Raw genomic sequence first — 18,138 nt, 5'->3', positions numbered from 1 at the left:
AATTCTTATTTAATCCTTCTCCAGCATAAAAACCACTCATTAGGGTGGTTTTTTTTCGTCTAAAGAAAAGGAATTTCTATGCCCATTAACAACGATGATGTGAAACTCTTTGAAAGCCAGCGTCTCAGTGACGAGCAAGATGGTGGCGGTCGGGCCACAGGCACTGTCGTGATCGACGGTAATGTGAATAACCTCTTTCAGGACATCTCCCGGATTGACCGTACCATCGGTGACGTGGCCCTGCGTAAAGCCTACATAGGCATCAGCACCAATAACAATGACGCCTACCTCGGCAGCCATATAATCCTCACCGATGCACCGGATGATCAAAACGTCAGTGTGCTGCTGTTCAACACCGACAGCCAGACTGATGAGCGCAATACTGCCCGGGACCGGATCGAAGCCTATGTGGTGCCAGGCACTTCTGCCAGTTTTGAACTTTTGGGTGATCAGCTGGTGGGTCAGCGCAGCATTGTCGGCATTCAGCGAGAAGAAAAAGCCCTGCCGGAGATTGGGGAAGTTTATCGGCTGTACAACAGCGATAGCAAAAAGGAGCAGTACGTCCGCATCACCAAAGTGGAACACCGCATCGAAACCTTCACCTATGCCTACAGCGCAGGCAGCTATATCGACTTTGAACGTCGGCGACTGGATATGGAGATCAGTGCGGCCCTGATTGATCGCTTTGCCGGTGGCACTGCGACACCTGCGGGGACCGTCATGCCAGTGGACGGGCAAGGAGCCAGCGAAGCGAAGACCTCGGTGCAGTCGACACAGATTGCAGACACTTCTCGCTACTACGGCATCCAGCCAACGAAAGCAGCCATTAAACAGGGTGATCTGACCCTGAAGGTCAACAGCGTTTATTCGCCTCTGGTGCCCAGCGCCCGGGTTGAAAGTCCGGTGGTCGATCAGTACGGGGGCTACACCGCCAAACGGATGGTGGCCACCTCTGCCGCACAACGCAATGTCAGCCTCTCTTTTGTGCATCTTTCTGGCAACCAGAGCCGGGCCTTTCTGCAGACGGGAGCACTGCCAGGAACCGTGACTCTGTCGTTAGAAGGCGGCACCTTTGAAGACGACAAAACCGGCCAGCTGGTACACAAAAGCGGGTCCAATAACTACAGTAACCTGACCATTGACTATGAAAGTGGTGAGCTGAACGTCTGGCGAAACAGCAGTTACTATACCAGTACGGCTACTGCCCTATACCAGCCTGCCACTGGCATCACCGGAGCCGCCATCAGTGGCACTCTGGACATCACCGCCCAGAACCGGGGCTTTAACTACACCTTCAACTTTGCCGAGGCCAAGCCCAAGCCTGGCACCTTGGTGATGAGCTATATCTCTCTGGGCAAGTGGCAAGACCTGAGCGATCCGGGCAATGGTCTGCTGGATGGATCAGGCTCAGGCACTATGGACTTCAGCACTGGCAGCGTGGCGGTGACTCTCGATGGTTTGCCCGATCCTGACAGCAAGCTGGTATTCAGTTATATCACCCAGGCGGATGATGAAATCACCCTGCGAACCGGCTCGGTGGCGGTGGATAAGTTTTCGTTTCGGCACACCACTGCTTCGCCAGGTATCAAGCCAGGCAGTGTCGTCATCACCTATCTGGCCAGTGAGCAAACCAAGACCCTGACTGATCAGGGCAACGGCCTGTTGACGGGCGATGGCTCAGGCAGTGTCTACTATGCCCCGGGTGAGCTGGGCTTTGTGTTGAATGCCTTGCCAGATCAGGGCACCGAGATCGAGATTCAGTACGAAGAAGGCGCAGTAGCCGGTGGCATTGTGGATGTGACAGTGGATGGTTCCGGTTTAATAACCGGCACCATTGCGGGTGCGCCTCTCTTGCCAGGCTCCGTTCAGGTTCAGTTTTCGGTGGATCGACAAAGTAATGTGCCACAGCATGCCAGCAGTCGCAGCAGTGACTACACCACCTACCAGACCACGTCTCAGCAATTTAAAAGTTACACTGACGATGGTAGCGGTAACTGGCGTGATATTGCCGGTACGATTGATTACCAGACCGGTGACTTCACTCTGCAGGCGACAGAGAACTACAGCTATCCAGAGTACACACTCAGAAAAGAAGTCTACAAATACCGACTGAGTTACACCAACACCACCAAGACCGAAGTTTTCTCAGACAACACAGTGACCAGCAAGGCGCAAAGCAACAGCCTTAGCCACCAGGCGAATACCGATACCCTGAGTGCGCCAGAGCTGACTATCGACCTGCTGCCACTGATTGAAGATCCACTGCTGCCCGGCAGTGTCATTCTGGAGTGGAATGGCGAGCTCTACTTTGACCGTGACGGTGTTCTGTACAAAAACGTCAGCAGTCAGACGAATGCCGGATCATCTGTGGGAACCATAGATTACACAGGAGGCTTGGCGACACTGGACGTCTATCCCTCTGGCACCGTCAACACGGCAACAGTGCAGGCGGCTGCCACCATCTCCGGTGGCTTTAAAGTCGATGCGGTCGCCTTTAGAACACCAGGTGCACCCATCCGGACCGGAAGCCTTCAGCTCACTGCAGTGCGTGTGGATAATGCCGAGATCATCACCGCCACCTCAGACTCTAACGGCGACATCAACACCTCAGAGGTCCAGGGCACCATGGATGCCACCACCGGCTGGTGTGAGCTGACCTTCACAAACGGCACCGATTCTATCTATGTCATCCCTCAAAGTGTGCGCTACAACTGCATAGTGGAAACCAGCCTGCCACTGGATGCCGAGCTGATCGGTCTGGACCCGGTACGTCTGCCACCCGATGGCCAGGTGCCGATTTATCGACCGGGGGATATTGTGGTCATCAGTCATCGCCAAAACACCGATGCAGGCACACCTACAGCGGGCCAACTGGTCACCCTGAACCGGGATCATCAGGCAGAGATCACTGTGGAGGACAGCCAGGGCCAAACCCTCGATCCAGCCCAATACACGACGGATCGTGAAGCAGGCACCGTCACCTTTGCCGATCCACTCCTACTACAAGATGCAGAGAGCAACAGTCTGACAGCGCCGTTTACCATCAAGGATCGGGTCGAGCATATGAGCGTGGCCAGCGACGTGCAGATAAATGGCGAGATCACCATCATCGCTCCGGTGCCCTGGAACTTACCAGCCAATGAAACCCAAGTCAGCAGTGCTGTGGTTTATGGTGACTTGCAAGCCAGGGTTCACAACTTCTTCAGTCAGAAAGTCTGGGACGGTGGCGATCCCAACTGGACCGATGAGCGCATCGGCGATAACACCACTGCCCAGTACAACACCATTAACTATCCATTGGTGGTGACCAACAAAGGAGCCATCTTCGGAAAGTGGGCGATTATTTTCACGTCCGGCTCTGCCTTCCAGATTGTGGAAGAGAAACTCGGGATTATTGATACGGCCACCACTGCCGCTGATGCCGCACCCATTAATCCGGAAACTGGTACACCTTACTTCACCATCAAAGCTGAGGGTTGGGGAACCGGATGGGCTGTGGGCAATGTTATTCGTTTTGATACAGACGGTTGTCTGGCTCCGGTGTGGATCTGTCGAACTGTGCTGGCCGGGCAGGGCACAGAAACCAGTGACCAGTTCACATTGCAGATTCGGGGGGATGCTGACTGATGGCAGGGATATGGTTCGCTAAAGAGAACACTCTGGGTCGGCTGGAAGGTCCTGTTACGGATAAGAATGCAGGTATTTATTTTGGCTCAAACAGGAGGCTTTATTTCTACGCTTTGATTTATATAGACAGCAGCAATGCTGACAAGAACATCCCGTTGCTGACCACCTTGTCTGATTCCAACAATAGCCCGTCCCGCTATAAGACCCGAATCTATTGTGAGAATGGCCAGATCAAAGTGTACGGCACCCGAGACAGTACATTAGTGCTGAGAGGATACTGCGATAACGTCATCCCAATGGACGAACTGGTTGAAATAGTGGTTCAGGGAGATTCAGGAGGTGGTAGTAATGCAGTTAATATTTACTATAACGGTGTCGCCCAAAGCGTATCCTCCAAATTCGGGAGGTACAGCATTTTTGACCGATATACCCAGGTCATTCTGGGCGGAGATACGACAGCGACCGGGAATGCAAAGGGAGTGCTGATCTCAAAATTGGTCATCACTGATGACTGGGATAGTCCACCTGTCGCACCACCACTAATCCCTAATAGTACGGGGGTAGTTTGGACTTCTGACTTTGAAGATGTCAATGCACCACTGAAGATTAAGGGCCAGTCAAACAGTCAGGAATACGAACTAGTCTGGACTAACACCGACGCCACCAACGTCGTTTGGACCGACACCAACGCTCCACCTTCTTCAGGCAGCGCCGGTGGCATCATCATCCCAGGCAATGGTAACACGACCCGCATCCAGGGCAGCGTCATGGAAGACGATCTGCCAGTAGCTCGCCAGGTCTTTGCCATCACCCAGGCACAACTGGCAGTCGATGGCAGCCAGGAAACAAAACATGCCGTTCTGAACAGTGTGCTCAGCGACAGCATCAGTGGCAGTTACTCCCTGGACACCAGCCCCTACGAAGGAGCCGTGATTGTGGTGGCCATGGATGACTATGGCGAAGTCTGGCTGGCCAACAGCACCTATGATGTGGGCAATGTAATCCGTCCGGCCAGCTTCCAGGGCTACGTTTATATCTGCACTGTGGCTGGTACAGGTGACGGTACCGAACCCACTTGGTGGTTTGATGACAGTGTTCAGGCCATTGGCACCGCGCAATTCAAAGCCAAGCCCTACACTCGTCCACTGGCCCATGGCCCGGTGATACCCGAGATCGTACCGGAGAGTTAAGTGGCCTACTTTCCAGAGAAGACACAAGACTTCAACTTTACCCGGGCGGCTTATCAACCCGCCTCCCTTTTTGAGTTTTATCCGCAGCCCACCTATGCCTTTATTCCACCACCCACTGTCGTTAGTGCCTGCCAGAGCCAGTGGCAGACAGGCAACACCTGCCAGGTATCTGCCCGGGGACTGTTCCAGCACTCAATGACGATTCAGGCCAGTGTTCAGCAAAATAGTCATCAAGGCACCGTTCTGGAAGCTCCACAGATCGGACTGTTCTGGGGCAAGGTGCCTGAATTGGAGGAAGAAGTCAGGATTAGTCACCAGCAAACCAGTGATCTCCAGAGTCAGCAACAGGCTCTCTGGCAGCAACCACCTACAAAAGAACTCAGCATCGATGAGTCCAGGGACCAGAGTATCCAGCCAAGAGAGCAGCAAAGTTCTGAACAGTGGCAGCAAGGCAGACAGATAGATCGGCAGAACACAGAGCGTTTTGATCGCAGTGACGAGTACGGCCCGGCGCATCAGATCACGATTAATGGCTACCAGTTACCAGTACCTGCAATGCTGAACTTTACCTTTGCGGCCAAACGTTACTCACCATTGACCACCCCAGACGTGTATTTCAATCTGGGTGAGAGCACTCCCAATAGAGCCATTCAGCCGAAAGACTCTCTGCAGCAGTCAGCCTTCAGCAGTAACCGCACTCAGGATGAACCCGTCATCATCCCGTGGGGACCCGGCAGAAAAGCCAAAGATGACACAATCGACAGTGACTATGGCGGTGAGATCGATGTCATCGAAAAGCCACAACCCGAAGAACCAGAGATCAGGGAGACTTATCTGCTTATGAACACCATCAGTGTAGTGACGCTGCCCGACAGGACACCGATAGAGATGAGCAACATGGACATCAGCCTCGACATCGACAGCTTCAGCTGGGCACTCAGTGGTGAGCTTTGGGGAGCCAGCAGCCTGGCATTAGTAGAACCCGATCAGGATGGCCCCAAACAGATCGAGGTCGACATCAATGGCTGGAAGTGGGTCTTCATTGTGGAGCGCTACACCGGCTCAAGAGCGTTCGGTCAAGAAAAATACTCGATATACGGAACCAGTCGTACACAACTGCTGGCAGCTCCCTATGCACCCAAGCGCAGCAAATCCAACAGCAGCAACCTCAATGCCAAACAGGCGATCACTGAAGAGCTGGCCAATACCGGCTTCTCTGCAATCTATCCGGAGCTGGATGATTACAGCACACCCGACTGGATCATCCCCGGAGGCAGCTTCAGCTACCAGAGTGAAACCGCCATGACCGTCGTTGCTCGACTGGCCAGCACAGCAGGTGCTGTGATCATTCCTTCCAGGGAAGTCGACCAGCTGAACATCAAACCCCGTTATCCTGCCAGCCCCTGGAACTGGAATACTGCCACCATGGACAAGATCATACCGGCCAGCATGGTCATCAATCTCAGTGCCAGCTGGAGGCCAGAGCCGGAATACAATGCCGTCTATGTGTCAGGCACCCATGCGGGCGTAGCGGTCGATGTAAAACGGCAGTGCACTGCAGGAGATAAACCAGCGCCGGATATTTTAGAAGACTGGCTGACGGAAACACAGGTGAATACTGAGCGAGGCAGAAACGAACTGGCCAAAGGTGGCCATCAAAGTATTACCACATTGGAGATGCCGCTGACAGACAGCACAACTGCGCCCGGGCTGATTGAGCCGGGTATGCTGGTAGAGGTTCAGGATATAACGGGAAACTGGCAAGCCCTCTGTCTGGGGACCAGTATCAGTGCAAGCGGCGTTGGAACCGTTATTCAATCGGTTGACTTGGAACGTCACTACGGAGGTTGAGTAATGGCTACCACTAATATCTGGCAACAATTCAAGGCATTAATACCTGAAGGAGTGAGAGTTATTGCCATCATTTCCGCAAATAATGGCAATGGCACAAGTCAGGCAGAGCTTCGGGGTGGTTCGGTTATTACCGTCAAAGGGGAAGTGGGTGTTGGTGAAAAGGTATTTATTCAAAATGGGGAGATAAAAGGTATTGCGCCAAGTCTGGCGCAGTACGAAGTAGAGGTTTAAGTTAAAGCCCAAGATCCCTTAATGATTGCTGATGATCATTGACCCAGGAAGTCGGACCATTAGTACTTCGCCCCCTAAGCGTACAGGCAGCTGCACTAGGGCTACTGAACTCATAATCTTCGGTGAAGACATAACAATTATCACTTTCCGCGAGTATGCCTTTTTCAATTAGCCTGGTTCTACTGGCTCGCAATCGTTCTGGGCAAGAATTAACAGGGTGTCCAACCGCCTGTGAGCCTTTAAAAACGGTAAAGCCACCCTCAGAGCGCTTACCAGTTGCCATAAGCGAGCCTTTGACCTTGCAATGAAATAACGATGAACTCTCTGATGCAAGAGCTGTAGTGGTGCTGCCAGACTTGGTGGCTGGCAAAGAATATACCAAGTGGTGAATCCCCAACACAGGTAGTAGCTGCAACATTCGTTCAATATAAACATCCATTTCTGCACGATCCGCTTCAGGCAATGAAGAGCCGCTTGCAGCATTATTCATGATAATGGTTCGCTTATTAGTTTGAGCCAACTGAATCAGTTTTCCCTCTATGTAGCGTATATGGGCTTTCGTCAGGTTATCGTCTTTGCTGACAAAGGCAGAGGTATGAATCCAGTAGTCTTTATCCTCATTTTTGGCATGCTGTTTCAGCCGCTTGGAAACGTCCTCTGCTTCGCCTATATAAAAAACGGGATCACCAGATTCAGAATCAGTGCCTGTTAGTAGATAAACCCCTGGGCTGCTCAACTCTGGCCGAGTCAGAAAATCATCAAGATCACTTCGAGGTCCGGCAATGACCTTGCCTGTCCAATTGGAAATTTCGGCGGTACGCAGTCCGGTTGGGCTGCCTTTGACAAGAAACAGTTTAATAGTGGCTGGCTGCATGTGCGAGAATCACGTTTAATAAGTATACAAGCCATATCGACTCCATTAACTTGATCATTATTGATCGGCAACGATTTTGGAGAGTCTGTCAACTACATAAATGTCCTGCAGCAGTTCAAGGCATTGATACCTGGAGGAGTGCGGGTTTTGGCTACCATTATCGCCAATAACGGTTGTGGTACCAGTCAGGCCACGCTCCGTGATGGTTCGGTTATAATCGTCAAAGGGGGTCAGTATCTTCCGGACAGAAGGCATTTATTCGGGATGGAGAGACAAAAGGTACTGCACCGAGTTTGGGGCAATATGAGGTGGAGGTTTAAAGTATCTGATAATCCTCGGTGGTTTTGCTGTTCAGGAATCAACGCAGCGAAAAGTGAATGATTCTGAAAAAATTTACTTTTAACTGCAGCTCTCCATCACCAGTTTACAAAATCCAGAATATTATCCATGGGGATATAGTTCTTTTGAAGCCGGGTACCCAGTACATTCTGCCAGAATGATCGCCTGTCTCCCTCAGAGCCTGCCCACTCAACTACTCTGCATGATCTGGCCTTCAAATAGGGTTTAATCAGTTCATTAAGATGTTTATCCAAGCCTGAGTAACCAAACAGAATGATCTCATCCACTTCAGATAAGGCAAAACGCAAGTAGTCCCAATAGGTTCTCAGGATGTAAGATGCCGCAATAACCGATGGCTTGTGATCGATATGGCTGAGAACAATATGCTGACCAGTTCCTGAATTAAGGGTTAGCTGATGTCTTTGCAGTTTACTTGAGGTGCTACCACTGCCCATAAATAAAGGCGACCCATGCAGATGCAGGTAATAGCCAAAGTCATTGCCATACTTTCGCTCTAAAGAATCGCTACTCAGCCCTGTATCAGTCATCCCATCAATCAAAGACGCAATGTCGTAGCGACCAACTATATTGCTATCGATAAACGGGCCATACAGTAGCTTGTCATAGTTCAGCGTGGCTACATGGGACTTTGTCTCTCTGATAAATTCCAGCAGCGGCTGCATAAAATCTTGCGGTAATTCACCCTCATAGTTGTGAAGGTGTGTTGCCACTTTGTGTAAATAAGTGGCTGTGGTTGAGGGAAAAGCCTGTCCATCGTCAGTAAGCCAATGAACATTTCCATCTCCAATACGATCCAGTGTCTTACATGCGTTGATAGCGAGATGAAGCTTATCAAGTTCATCTTCACCTTGTGGAGCCTGATGTCTGCCAGTGCAGCGTAAAATCAACTGTCTTTGGTTGGCATTCAGTACATTAGAGTTATTCCAGATTACTTCCAAAGCGTCGCTGAGCAAAAAATGTTGAGGGTCCAAGGCCATCCCCAGACCATTACCAAAAATTAACAGCTTCCTGGACACACTGAATACTCCCTATCGTTCAGGCGTTAAAAATGCAAAATATTGCCAGTGCTGCGCCAAGAAAGACACAGCAAAGAGCTTTTGTAGAAAATATACCGGCAGTTAATATATCTCATCAGGGCTTCGTTCTATAGATTGAATTACCGCAGTAGCTGTCAGCTTTTTACCAGACCGACTGCCTTCTATACGCCGAGCCAATGATTCCATCGCTGTTTTCTCTACCATCACTGGCGGATCAATTGTACCGTTGCCTTGCCTAGGAAAGTGCGGTTCAACCAGTCCTGCACTGAGTCTATGTTCCAACTGTCTTGGAACATTGGTAATTCTCATTACTGCCTCTCTTCCTGCCAGTTTTGTTTCCAGTACCTTCAGTAATGCATTGGCATTATCATCAGAGTTACTGTTGTTTAATACGGAGTTAAGCAGAGAACGAATAATCTGGTTATTCAGAACAACCTGCGCTTTTGCCTGAATCTGATTATAACTCTCAATGAGTGAGACGTTATCCAAAGCCTGCTTCTGAGCCTTACAGTATTGCTCAAGTTTGCTGGTGGATCGCTTAATAGCCTCTACATCTGGTTTGTCACCAAAGTCGCTGGTCTTTAGTGCATCAGAGACAGATGCAATCATCTGAAGGCGTCCACCGGAATTCACAACAATCGATGCGCCCACAACTCCCTCATGCTCAGCTTCAATAAGGCTGAAAGGTACTTCGTCTTTCTGCTCCATTACAAAAGATAAAAGTCGTTCAAAAACAGGATCACCATAAGTGGCAAAATAGAGCGGTTGTTTATTCTCAAGGCCTGAATCAAAAAGAGCACGATCTGTGGTGATAGCAACGCCATTCTCAATCATGTCTATACCGTTCAGAGTCATGTACCGGCCACAATGACTCACTTCACAGCCCAGTTGTTGCAAGAATTCAGACTGGCTCACTACTTGCCAAATATCATCCAGGGTGACTGAGAGAGGTTTCTTTCTATAGTGTTCTGCCAGTCGGAGATACACATCAAACATCTCCGTCACCGGTACTTCCATCAGTTTATTGTTTTCCTGTTGCTGTGCGGCACGTTTTCGGGCTCGAGTTTCCACTTCCTGCTGGCTCATGGTGCCATCAGCCAAAGCCTGGAACTCTTCGGTCATTACTGGCAGCATGGAAAACTGCTGAGAACCCACCACAAGATTAGCCTGAGCTAACCGGCTAAGCAGTCTCTCATAAACGAATTGTTCAGCAGAATCCGCAAAGCAAAGGTTCAACACAAATATCTCATTGTACTTCTGCCCGATACGGTCAATACGACCAATTCGTTGTTCTACTTTCATCGGGTTCCAGGGCAGGTCGAAGTTAATCAAAAGGTCTGCAGTTTGCAGGTTCAAACCTTCCGCAGCGGCATCGGTACAGAGCAGGACATCAATATCACCCTGAACAAACCGGTGTTTAATGTCATCCCGTTCTACCCCAATCATGGTGTTTTTGACGGGGTCAAAGTAACTGCCACCAGCTCCTGAATAAGTTCCCACCAGCAAGTTCGGCATCCTGATTTTCAAGCGCTCCTGAATATCTTGGAGTGTATCGAGAAAACGAGTGAAAATTACCGTCTGCTTAATTCGCTGACCTTCCTGCCTTTTCTTGAGGATTTTCAACAGTTCAACAATTTTATTGGAATCACTATTAATGTCCCCAAGCTCACTGAGCAGGATGGCCAGCTGGTCACGCTCCCAGCGTAAATCTTCTGGCGTCCGGTTATTGAGCATGACTTCCAAGGCATCAAGATCATCATCTCCACCATCCATTAATAGCTCTTTCAACTCTTCAAGATCATCAGGATCACTGAGGGTTTTCAGATGATGGATCAGAGTGGTTTCCACTTTGGCCTTTCGCCTTTCAAGAGTCAGCTTCAATGCAGAAAGACTGGAGGCAAAACGCAGACGCAAAAAACTAAGATAGAAACCCAGAGCCGTCTGAGCTGACTCCGTTAAACCACTGGCTAAGAGCTGCTCCTTCAGCCCTATGCAATATAGACCAAGCAGCTCATCCACTCGTGCTTCCTGAGCGGTAAAGACAATTTTCGGCATAGGGAGAACGGTGCGATCAGCCAAGTTGGCACTGAGCTTTCCTTCTTGCCGGTATATTTTTAGCAACCCTCTCGTGTGCCGTTGCATCACTCGGGAAAGCGGTGCCGCCGCAAATAGCAAACGGGCAAGAGACTTTAACTCAAAGCTCATTGGCTGTATTCCCTGTTCCAGCCAGCGAACCAGAGATAAACGGGCGATAGGATCAATCACCGTCTCGGAGAGGTACTTCCACAGCTGAGGATCAAGCTGCTCAATGGTGGTAACGGCTTTGCGAATCAGTATCCATTCATCGTTACTCACTTGCTGTTGATTGGCGATGGCATTGACCACCCGGTAATACGCGAGCATCAGCGAAGGGTCATACTGAAATGCGCCAACCCGATTACTCAGCCGAATCAAATCACTCACCTCGACCGGGTCCAGCTGCATAGGTGTTGCCGTCGCTAACAGCAATGAACGACTGCTGCCCCGCAGGTGCTGGTTGATGGTCTGATATAGCTGATTGTATCGTGGGAATCCCCGGGTACCCTTGGGAGAGTTGGAACGCCGGGCGTAATGAGCTTCATCCACCAGAGAGATATCAAAGCTTTCTGCCTGATCGATCAGCTTTCGCCGCTCTTTGCGGGCCATTAAGCCAGTAGAGATAATGGCCAGGTCAGGCTCATATAAACTGCCAATAGATTTTTTCTGAACTACCGGGATCAGTGACTCGCTGAAAGTATTGGGCGAAGCACCTACCCGTTCAAAAGGCAGAAAGAACTTGCTGGTCATTTCTCGTTGCCACTGACGGGTCAAACTGGCCGGTGCTGCAATCAGAATTCGCTTTGCCCGTTTACTCAGGTGCAGGGCACGAAAAGCCAGGCCCGCCTCAATGGTTTTACCCAGTCCCACCTCATCACACAAAAGATGAGATGCCGGATACTGCTCAATAATCCGCCGAGCAACCACCTCCTGATGTGGCCAAGGTTCCACTGGTGCCGTGTACATGCCGGTGTACTGACCGTTCGGCATCAGAGGAGCATAACGGATAGCAGCAAATTGAAGCGCTTCCCGATCAGAGAGTTGTGGTAATACCGATGCCTGCTGGTTTGGCGAACGGCCATTAATTTCAACTGGAATCGATATTTGATCAGAAAAGGTTAAGAGCTTTTCGCGAACCGCATCCGGCAGATCTTTCACCACAAAAGCGCTGTGCTGGTTTGCCCACAATGCTGCAAAGCTCAGTTCGGCTTTATTGATTTTGTCCCGCTCTTTTTCTCCCTGCCAGGAACCATCCACATCGACATTTTCGGCATTTCTTTTCAATGCGGTTTCCGATTCATTCCATGAACCGCTGGCGTACAAGGTTTCGCCTTCGTCATCATACCCCAGCGCCCATTTCTCATGGACATAGCCGTCTTCGCCTGAATCCAGCACCAGCCCTGCGCCAGTCTCAGAATAAAGAATAATAGGACACCCTTATATTTGACAAAAAAACCAGTTCGTCTATTTTTTTCCTGTCGCTGATATTTAGTTCCGGCAGGAGAGGTTATGACCCGTGCACGAAGTTCTTTGATCGACCCAGGTTCCACGCCTTATTATCACTGTATAGCTCGATGTGTGCGCAGAGCGTATTTGTGTGGAGAGGATTATTTAACGGGCAAAAACTACGAGCACCGTCGGCAGTGGGTTGTAGATAAGCTCAGGGAACTGGTTTCAATCTTTTCTATAGAAGTCTGCGCCTATGCTGTTATGTCGAATCACTACCATGTGGTTTTGCATATCAATCAGAAACCTGCCAGAGAGTGGACACGAGATGAAATTTTGAGTCGATGGACAAGGCTTTTCTCAGGGCCGCTTCTGGTTCAGAGGTATCTTGCTGCTGACCAGCTGAGTCATTCGGAACTGGCTCGCGTGGACGAATTTGTTGAAGAGTATCGAAATCGTTTAACCCGCCTTTCACCACCCCTATCAGGAATACATGGACTCGTAAAAAATGCCCAAAATTTGAATGATCGTCCACTGCCTTTCCTTCAAACCAACCACATGTTCCTCCTGATTATTGACCGTTAATACACTAAGCCCCTGAAAACAGAAAAATACCCATCTTGCTGTTGGGTTCTGGCAGGGCTTTTTTTTCTGGTCTGGAAATACACGACTTTGCTTTTTCAGTTCCTGCCTGATTCTGTGCTGGATAGCAGCATAGACCATCAGGCACAGAGTCATCACCATTAACAGGGCTTCAATACGTTCCGCTTTCTTCAAATAGAGCGAAGAGACCAGAAAGTCCGGGCTCTTCAGGAACCGAAAGCCGCCTTCAACTTTTTGTTGCGACTTATAGATAGACAACAGCTCAGAGGCATTCAAACTATTTTTATCCAGCTCATTGGTGCTTAGGATAAAACAACCCAGTGAGGCCTCTGCATGCTCCCTCTTCTCGCAGGAAACAAAGCATTCAGCCTGCACAAAGTACTCGAAGTGATCAGGCTTGCTATCCGGCGATGGTCTTCCTTTGCCCGAATAGCAGGGTTTACAGATAACCTCAGGCTCTGTTTCGCTTTGGCAAAGTTTCGATTGTTTCTGCCACAAGGCAAAAGCCTTCAATGCATCGTCCCGGCACAAAAAGGCCTTTTTGCTCAGCTTCTCCAGATCACGGGCCTCTTTCAATGACTGTTTTTGCATCTTTCGGGTCAGTGTTTTCCGTTCACTAAGCCCGCGCTTTTTGTTGAGAAACAGGAACCATCGTTGTTGAACCCCTCCGTAGCAGGAAGGCACTTCAGCTGAGTAATAATCTTCATAGCCTTCAACAGGCTCCAGCGACATGGTTGGCGCTTTGCAGACCAGCTCCTTTGCCTCCTTGATGTTCAGGGGTACCCGGGAGATAAACAGCTGCTTTTGCTCATCAAGCGACTGAAGGGTTTCTGCAACATACATGGCAGCATCAGCAACCAGATAGCGGCTATTCAAAGCAGCCTTAAAACATGACAGATGATTTTTGATAATTTCCTGAAAACAGGTTTTGTCGTTTACATTACCGCTGGCAGGGGCCATAAACACAGGGATGCCCGCCTGGTTTTCAGTCATTAACTGTAAGACTACCTGGTTCAGGTCAGGCCGGTGGTCACGGCTGTAACCTTGGCAGATATGAATACAGTTCAAGTCGTCTGGATTGTCATGACTGTTATAGACTCCATCCACATGAAAGCTGGTGCCATCCAGATTTAATGCCTTGCAAGGAAGTTTCAGATGATTGACGACCTTGACGGCCAGATTGAGATACAAGTCGCTAACACCAGCGTCGTACAAACTGTCGAGAGCCCGACCAAGTACCTTATCGTTCAAGTGTTCAGCCTGTATACCTTCCCCGATAAGGCGGTCAATCGGCTTATCCTCAAAAAACTCAGGGAGCATGTATAGAGTTTGCCCCGTAAAGCCCAAGCCATTGATGATCATTGCAACTACAGCTTGTCCAATAGTGACATTACGAACATCGGAGTCATTTGTGATACGGGCATCAATGTATTCGGCTATCTTTAACTCCCGACACATAGCGGCAACCAAGCCAAGGTGGTTGAGGTTCTTAGACTGGTATTGAGCTTGAGACATGTTGGTGTACCTGAATGTCTGTTTATTTCTTTGACAACAGATTTTAGGCAAATATCAATCGGTGTGGTGAAAGGCAGTTTAACGAATATCAGCTGGTTCATGCGTTGCCTGAACGAATATCTTGCTCGTGAGGCTAACCAGGAAGATGGCTGCAAAGGTCGCTTCTGGGAAGGGCGGTTTAAAAGTCAGGCGCTGTTGGATGAGGCTGCGTTGTTGACCTGCATGGCCTACGTTGACCTGAATCCGCTCCGTGCCGAAATGGCGAAAACTCCAGAAAAATCAGACTACACGTCGATCCAAGAACGAATAGAAAATTTGTCAGGTTCTGATACCCGAAAGCAGCCAATCACCCTTATGCCTTTTCGATCACAGGGGCAAAATCCGGATAAGGCATTGCCTTATATTCTTCACGATTACCTTGAGCTGGTTGATTGGAGTGGACGTGCAGTCCGATCCGATAAGAAAGGTTCAATCCCTTCAGATATCCCACCCATTCTGACCCGACTGGAAATTGATTCAAATGAATGGCTCAAAACCATGAAATGGAATAATCGCTTTTATCGGGCAGTGGGCAGGCTGGAAGCGATGAAAACCTTTGCTCGGGAAATGGGGCAGCAATGGGTACAGGGGTTGTTTACATGTAGTCGTTTATTTCGCTGTGTAAGTTGATTGCCTGATTTTTCCATTGTTATTTGTTGCTCCTGTCATCTGGGGAGCTTTGCTATTTCTGACTTTTCCCCTTTTTGAGCGATTCGCTGTTGTTTGTTATGACAAACGATTAATATCCTTGCGTATTCTGGTCAGCTTGAACACCCATTCTGGTTCATTTGAACACCCTGGATCTCCTACGCATCACCCAGTCTGATTTTTAGTCCAAGTGTTCAAGTGTTTCCAGTTTTCCCAGCTTCTTGCGCATGGATTCCCCTTTCAGCGTAATCCTGTGGGCGTTGTGCATCAGGCGATCCAGAATGGCGTCTGCCAGAGTCTCATCACCGATGCTGCCATGCCATTGCCGGGTCGGTAGCTGGCTGGTAACCAACGTTGAACTTTGTTCGTGACGGTCATCCATCACTTCCAGTAAATCGTTGCGTTGCTGCTGGGTCAGAGGTTCCAGCCCCCAGTCATCCAGTATCAACAAATCCACCTTCGCCAGTTGCTTGAGTTGCCTGCTGTAGCTGCCATCACCATGGGCAAGGCTCAGCTCTTCCAGTAAGCGCGAGAGTCGGTAATAGCGGACACTGTAACCCTGTATGCAGGCCCGGTGTCCCAGTGCACAAGCCAGGTAACTTTTACCACTGCCACAAGGTCCGGTAATCAGCAGGTTCCTGTGCCTGTTTAACCAGTCCTCGCTGGACAGTGTGGCTATTTGGACTTTCTTCAACCCCCGGGGATGTTCGTAGTCAATGTCGTCTACCCGTGCAGCCAGCTTAAACCTGGCCGCCCTCAGTAACCGGGCAAGACGTTTGTTATTGCGCTCGGTCTCTTCCTGTTCTGTCAGGAGGGCCAGCCGCTCCACAAAGCTCAGGCTGTCGTAGGTGCCGGGCTGCTCCAGTTGCTGAGCCAGGGCATCGGCCATGCCTGTCAGGCGCAGTGACCGCAGACGGGTCAGAGTTTGATTCATCATGATACGTCTCCGGTTACTGATAGCTGGCTGCACCACGAACATTTTCGTGGCTGTCATGAAGAGGTAGTGTCGTTTGTTTCACCTCAGGTTGAAGAGCCTGTTTGTCTTTACCTGATTGCAGGATCGCCCGGATATTCTTGAGTCGGTAACCTTTGATTTTCCGGGCATGGGCGCAAGCATTGTTTAACCGGTCAGCTCCGTAATCCCGTTTGAGGTTCAATAACCCCAGGCAAGACCGATAAGCCTGCTCCGGATGCTCACGACTGTTCAACAGATACTGAGTTATCCAGTGAACATCGGGGCCCAGCTGTTTTGCCCACTCCAGCAGTCGTTCCGGTGTCCACTCCTGGTGCTTGCTATGTCGTTCAGGCATATGGGCTGATTGAGTGGTAAAACCGGTTGTGAACTTACGGGGGTGACAGGCCACAACTTCACCTTTGCAGAAGACAGTGACCGTATGTTCTGTTGCCTGAACTTCCACCTCTTTCTTGACCAGCTGATGAGGCACTGAGTAGTAATGGCCTTTACAGTGAATGTGATAGTCAATGTTCACCCTGGCTTTGCTGAACTCAGCGTACTCAAAGGCCTGTTTGGGCAAAGGTCGCAAAGCGGGTTCATCCAGTTGCTCAAAGGTACTTCGTCGTGTACCTGGCAGTTTTTGAAAGGGCTTAAGGTTGAGTTCAGTCAATAGCTCCCGTATACGACTGTTCAGTTCTGCCAGGGTAAAAAAGGTCTCATGACGAAGTCTGGCCAGTATCCAGCGTTCAACCAACTGCACACCCACTTCGGCTTTCGCCTTGTCCTTGGGCTTGTAGGGCCGAGCTGGAATGACCGCCACCTGGTAGTGGTTGGCCAGGTGTTGGTAAGCCGGGTTCAAGTCCGGTTCATAACGGCAAGACTTACTGACACCGCTCCTGAGGTTGTCTGGTACCACGACAGCTGGAATACCTCCAAAGAACTCAAAGGCCCGAACATGAGACCCCAGCCAGTCTTCGGACTTCTGGGATAGGGTGGCTTCTGCGTAGGTGTAGTTAGAGGCTCCCATCACCGCTACGAAAATCTGGGCGTTATGGGCGATCTCACCGGTCTTTGGATTAACGACAGGGACCGTAAGACCAGCGTAGTCTACAAACAATTTTTCACCCGCCTTGTGATGCTGTCGCATGGAACGTTTCTGGCAGCCCAGCCACTGGTTGTAGCGGTGACAGAACTGCGAGTAGCTGTAGGCATTGAGAGTGCTCTCCTGGCAGTACTCCTCCCAGAGTGTTTGCTTGGTCACCTCCTTGCGCTTGAGTGACTGGTGAATAACGCCCCAGTCCGGGTCGACCAGCCCCTGGCGGCTCGACAGGGGGGCCTCAGGGAACAATGTTTGCACCAGGGTAGCCTCAGAGCAATCGGAGGACAGAGGCCAGCTCAGTGGGGACCGCTCAAAGGCCTGAACGTAGTTGGACACAGTGCCAACACTGACCCGCGTGCTGCGAGCTATTTGCCGGATGCTGAGGCGGTACTCAAAGCGCATCCGAAGCATTTCTTGAAGTTTTCGCATGGAAATCCTGTTATTTGGCATGGCTGCTGTCCTTACTGTTTAGAAAGGTCAGCGGCTAAAGTTCATGGAAATCAATGCGTAAGAGATAATCTACCGAAAGAAGAGGTTTCAGATTCTGGAGGCTTGAACACGGATTCTGGGCAGTTGAACAGCGA

The 18,138-nt window shown here is 50.1% G+C and carries 12 protein-coding genes; 6 read left to right on the top strand and 6 right to left on the bottom strand.

Annotated features, from left to right (window positions below):
• The first annotated feature begins 78 nt into the window (after positions 1 to 78).
• Genes ACOJUO_RS04095 through ACOJUO_RS04080 form a run of 4 tightly spaced genes read left to right on the top strand, consistent with a single transcriptional unit; the run spans position 79 to position 6,902 of the window.
• A complete protein-coding gene (locus ACOJUO_RS04095; protein WP_422139010.1) occupies positions 79 to 3,627 on the top strand; it encodes a hypothetical protein in 3,549 nt (1,182 codons plus the stop codon).
• On the top strand, positions 3,627 to 4,817 hold the full coding sequence (locus tag ACOJUO_RS04090; RefSeq protein ID WP_422139009.1) for a hypothetical protein: 1,191 nt from the start codon (positions 3,627 to 3,629) through the stop codon (positions 4,815 to 4,817). The genes ACOJUO_RS04095 and ACOJUO_RS04090 overlap by 1 nt, the downstream gene beginning before the upstream one ends.
• Complete coding sequence (locus ACOJUO_RS04085) at positions 4,818 to 6,668, top strand: hypothetical protein (RefSeq protein WP_422139008.1); 1,851 nt, start codon at positions 4,818 to 4,820, stop codon at positions 6,666 to 6,668.
• A 3-nt stretch (positions 6,669 to 6,671) separates the two neighbouring features.
• Entirely contained in the window at positions 6,672 to 6,902 is a 231-nt protein-coding gene (locus ACOJUO_RS04080; protein WP_422139007.1) for a hypothetical protein, read from the top strand.
• Between the two features lies 1 nt (position 6,903).
• Here the strand turns inward: ACOJUO_RS04080 and ACOJUO_RS04075 are convergent, their stop codons facing one another.
• The 3 genes from ACOJUO_RS04075 to ACOJUO_RS04065 all read right to left on the bottom strand — a co-directional run bounded on the left by ACOJUO_RS04075 (position 6,904) and on the right by ACOJUO_RS04065 (position 12,644).
• Positions 6,904 to 7,776 carry a GIY-YIG nuclease family protein gene (locus tag ACOJUO_RS04075; RefSeq protein ID WP_422139006.1) on the bottom strand — a complete coding sequence of 291 codons (873 nt, stop codon included), beginning with the start codon at positions 7,774 to 7,776 and terminating at the stop codon, positions 6,904 to 6,906.
• Between the two features lie 416 nt (positions 7,777 to 8,192).
• The gene (locus ACOJUO_RS04070) at positions 8,193 to 9,152 is read right to left on the bottom strand and encodes a hypothetical protein (RefSeq protein WP_422139005.1); all 960 of its coding nucleotides are present in this window, start codon (positions 9,150 to 9,152) and stop codon (positions 8,193 to 8,195) included.
• A 102-nt stretch (positions 9,153 to 9,254) separates the two neighbouring features.
• Positions 9,255 to 12,644 (bottom strand): helicase-related protein, encoded by a 3,390-nt coding sequence (locus ACOJUO_RS04065; RefSeq protein WP_422139004.1) that lies wholly within the window; start codon positions 12,642 to 12,644, stop codon positions 9,255 to 9,257.
• A 114-nt stretch (positions 12,645 to 12,758) separates the two neighbouring features.
• Here ACOJUO_RS04065 and ACOJUO_RS04060 point away from each other — a divergent pair, with 114 nt between their 5' ends.
• Positions 12,759 to 13,280: a transposase gene (locus ACOJUO_RS04060; RefSeq protein WP_422139003.1), complete on the top strand. Its 522-nt coding sequence runs from the start codon at positions 12,759 to 12,761 to the stop codon at positions 13,278 to 13,280.
• On the opposite strand, the gene ACOJUO_RS04055 is transcribed toward ACOJUO_RS04060, so the two are convergent.
• Positions 13,179 to 14,813 (bottom strand): IS1634 family transposase, encoded by a 1,635-nt coding sequence (locus tag ACOJUO_RS04055; protein WP_422137299.1) that lies wholly within the window; start codon positions 14,811 to 14,813, stop codon positions 13,179 to 13,181. The genes ACOJUO_RS04060 and ACOJUO_RS04055 overlap by 102 nt on opposite strands.
• 99 nt (positions 14,814 to 14,912) lie before the next feature.
• Here ACOJUO_RS04055 and ACOJUO_RS04050 point away from each other — a divergent pair, with 99 nt between their 5' ends.
• Positions 14,913 to 15,482, top strand: coding sequence for a transposase (locus tag ACOJUO_RS04050; protein WP_422139002.1), 570 nt, complete (start codon positions 14,913 to 14,915; stop codon positions 15,480 to 15,482).
• 199 nt (positions 15,483 to 15,681) lie between these two features.
• On the opposite strand, the gene istB is transcribed toward ACOJUO_RS04050, so the two are convergent.
• Entirely contained in the window at positions 15,682 to 16,440 is a 759-nt protein-coding gene (gene istB / locus ACOJUO_RS04045) for an IS21-like element helper ATPase IstB (protein WP_317146525.1), read from the bottom strand.
• 10 nt (positions 16,441 to 16,450) lie between these two features.
• Complete coding sequence (istA, locus tag ACOJUO_RS04040) at positions 16,451 to 18,004, bottom strand: IS21 family transposase (RefSeq protein WP_422138318.1); 1,554 nt, start codon at positions 18,002 to 18,004, stop codon at positions 16,451 to 16,453.
• Positions 18,005 to 18,138: the final 134 nt, after the last annotated feature.

It is taken from the genome of Endozoicomonas sp. ALC020, from assembly GCF_049275935.1.
Classification (GTDB): domain Bacteria; phylum Pseudomonadota; class Gammaproteobacteria; order Pseudomonadales; family Endozoicomonadaceae; genus Endozoicomonas_A.
Note: the sequence above shows the minus strand (reverse complement) of the source record. Positions and strands in the feature narration are given on the sequence as shown.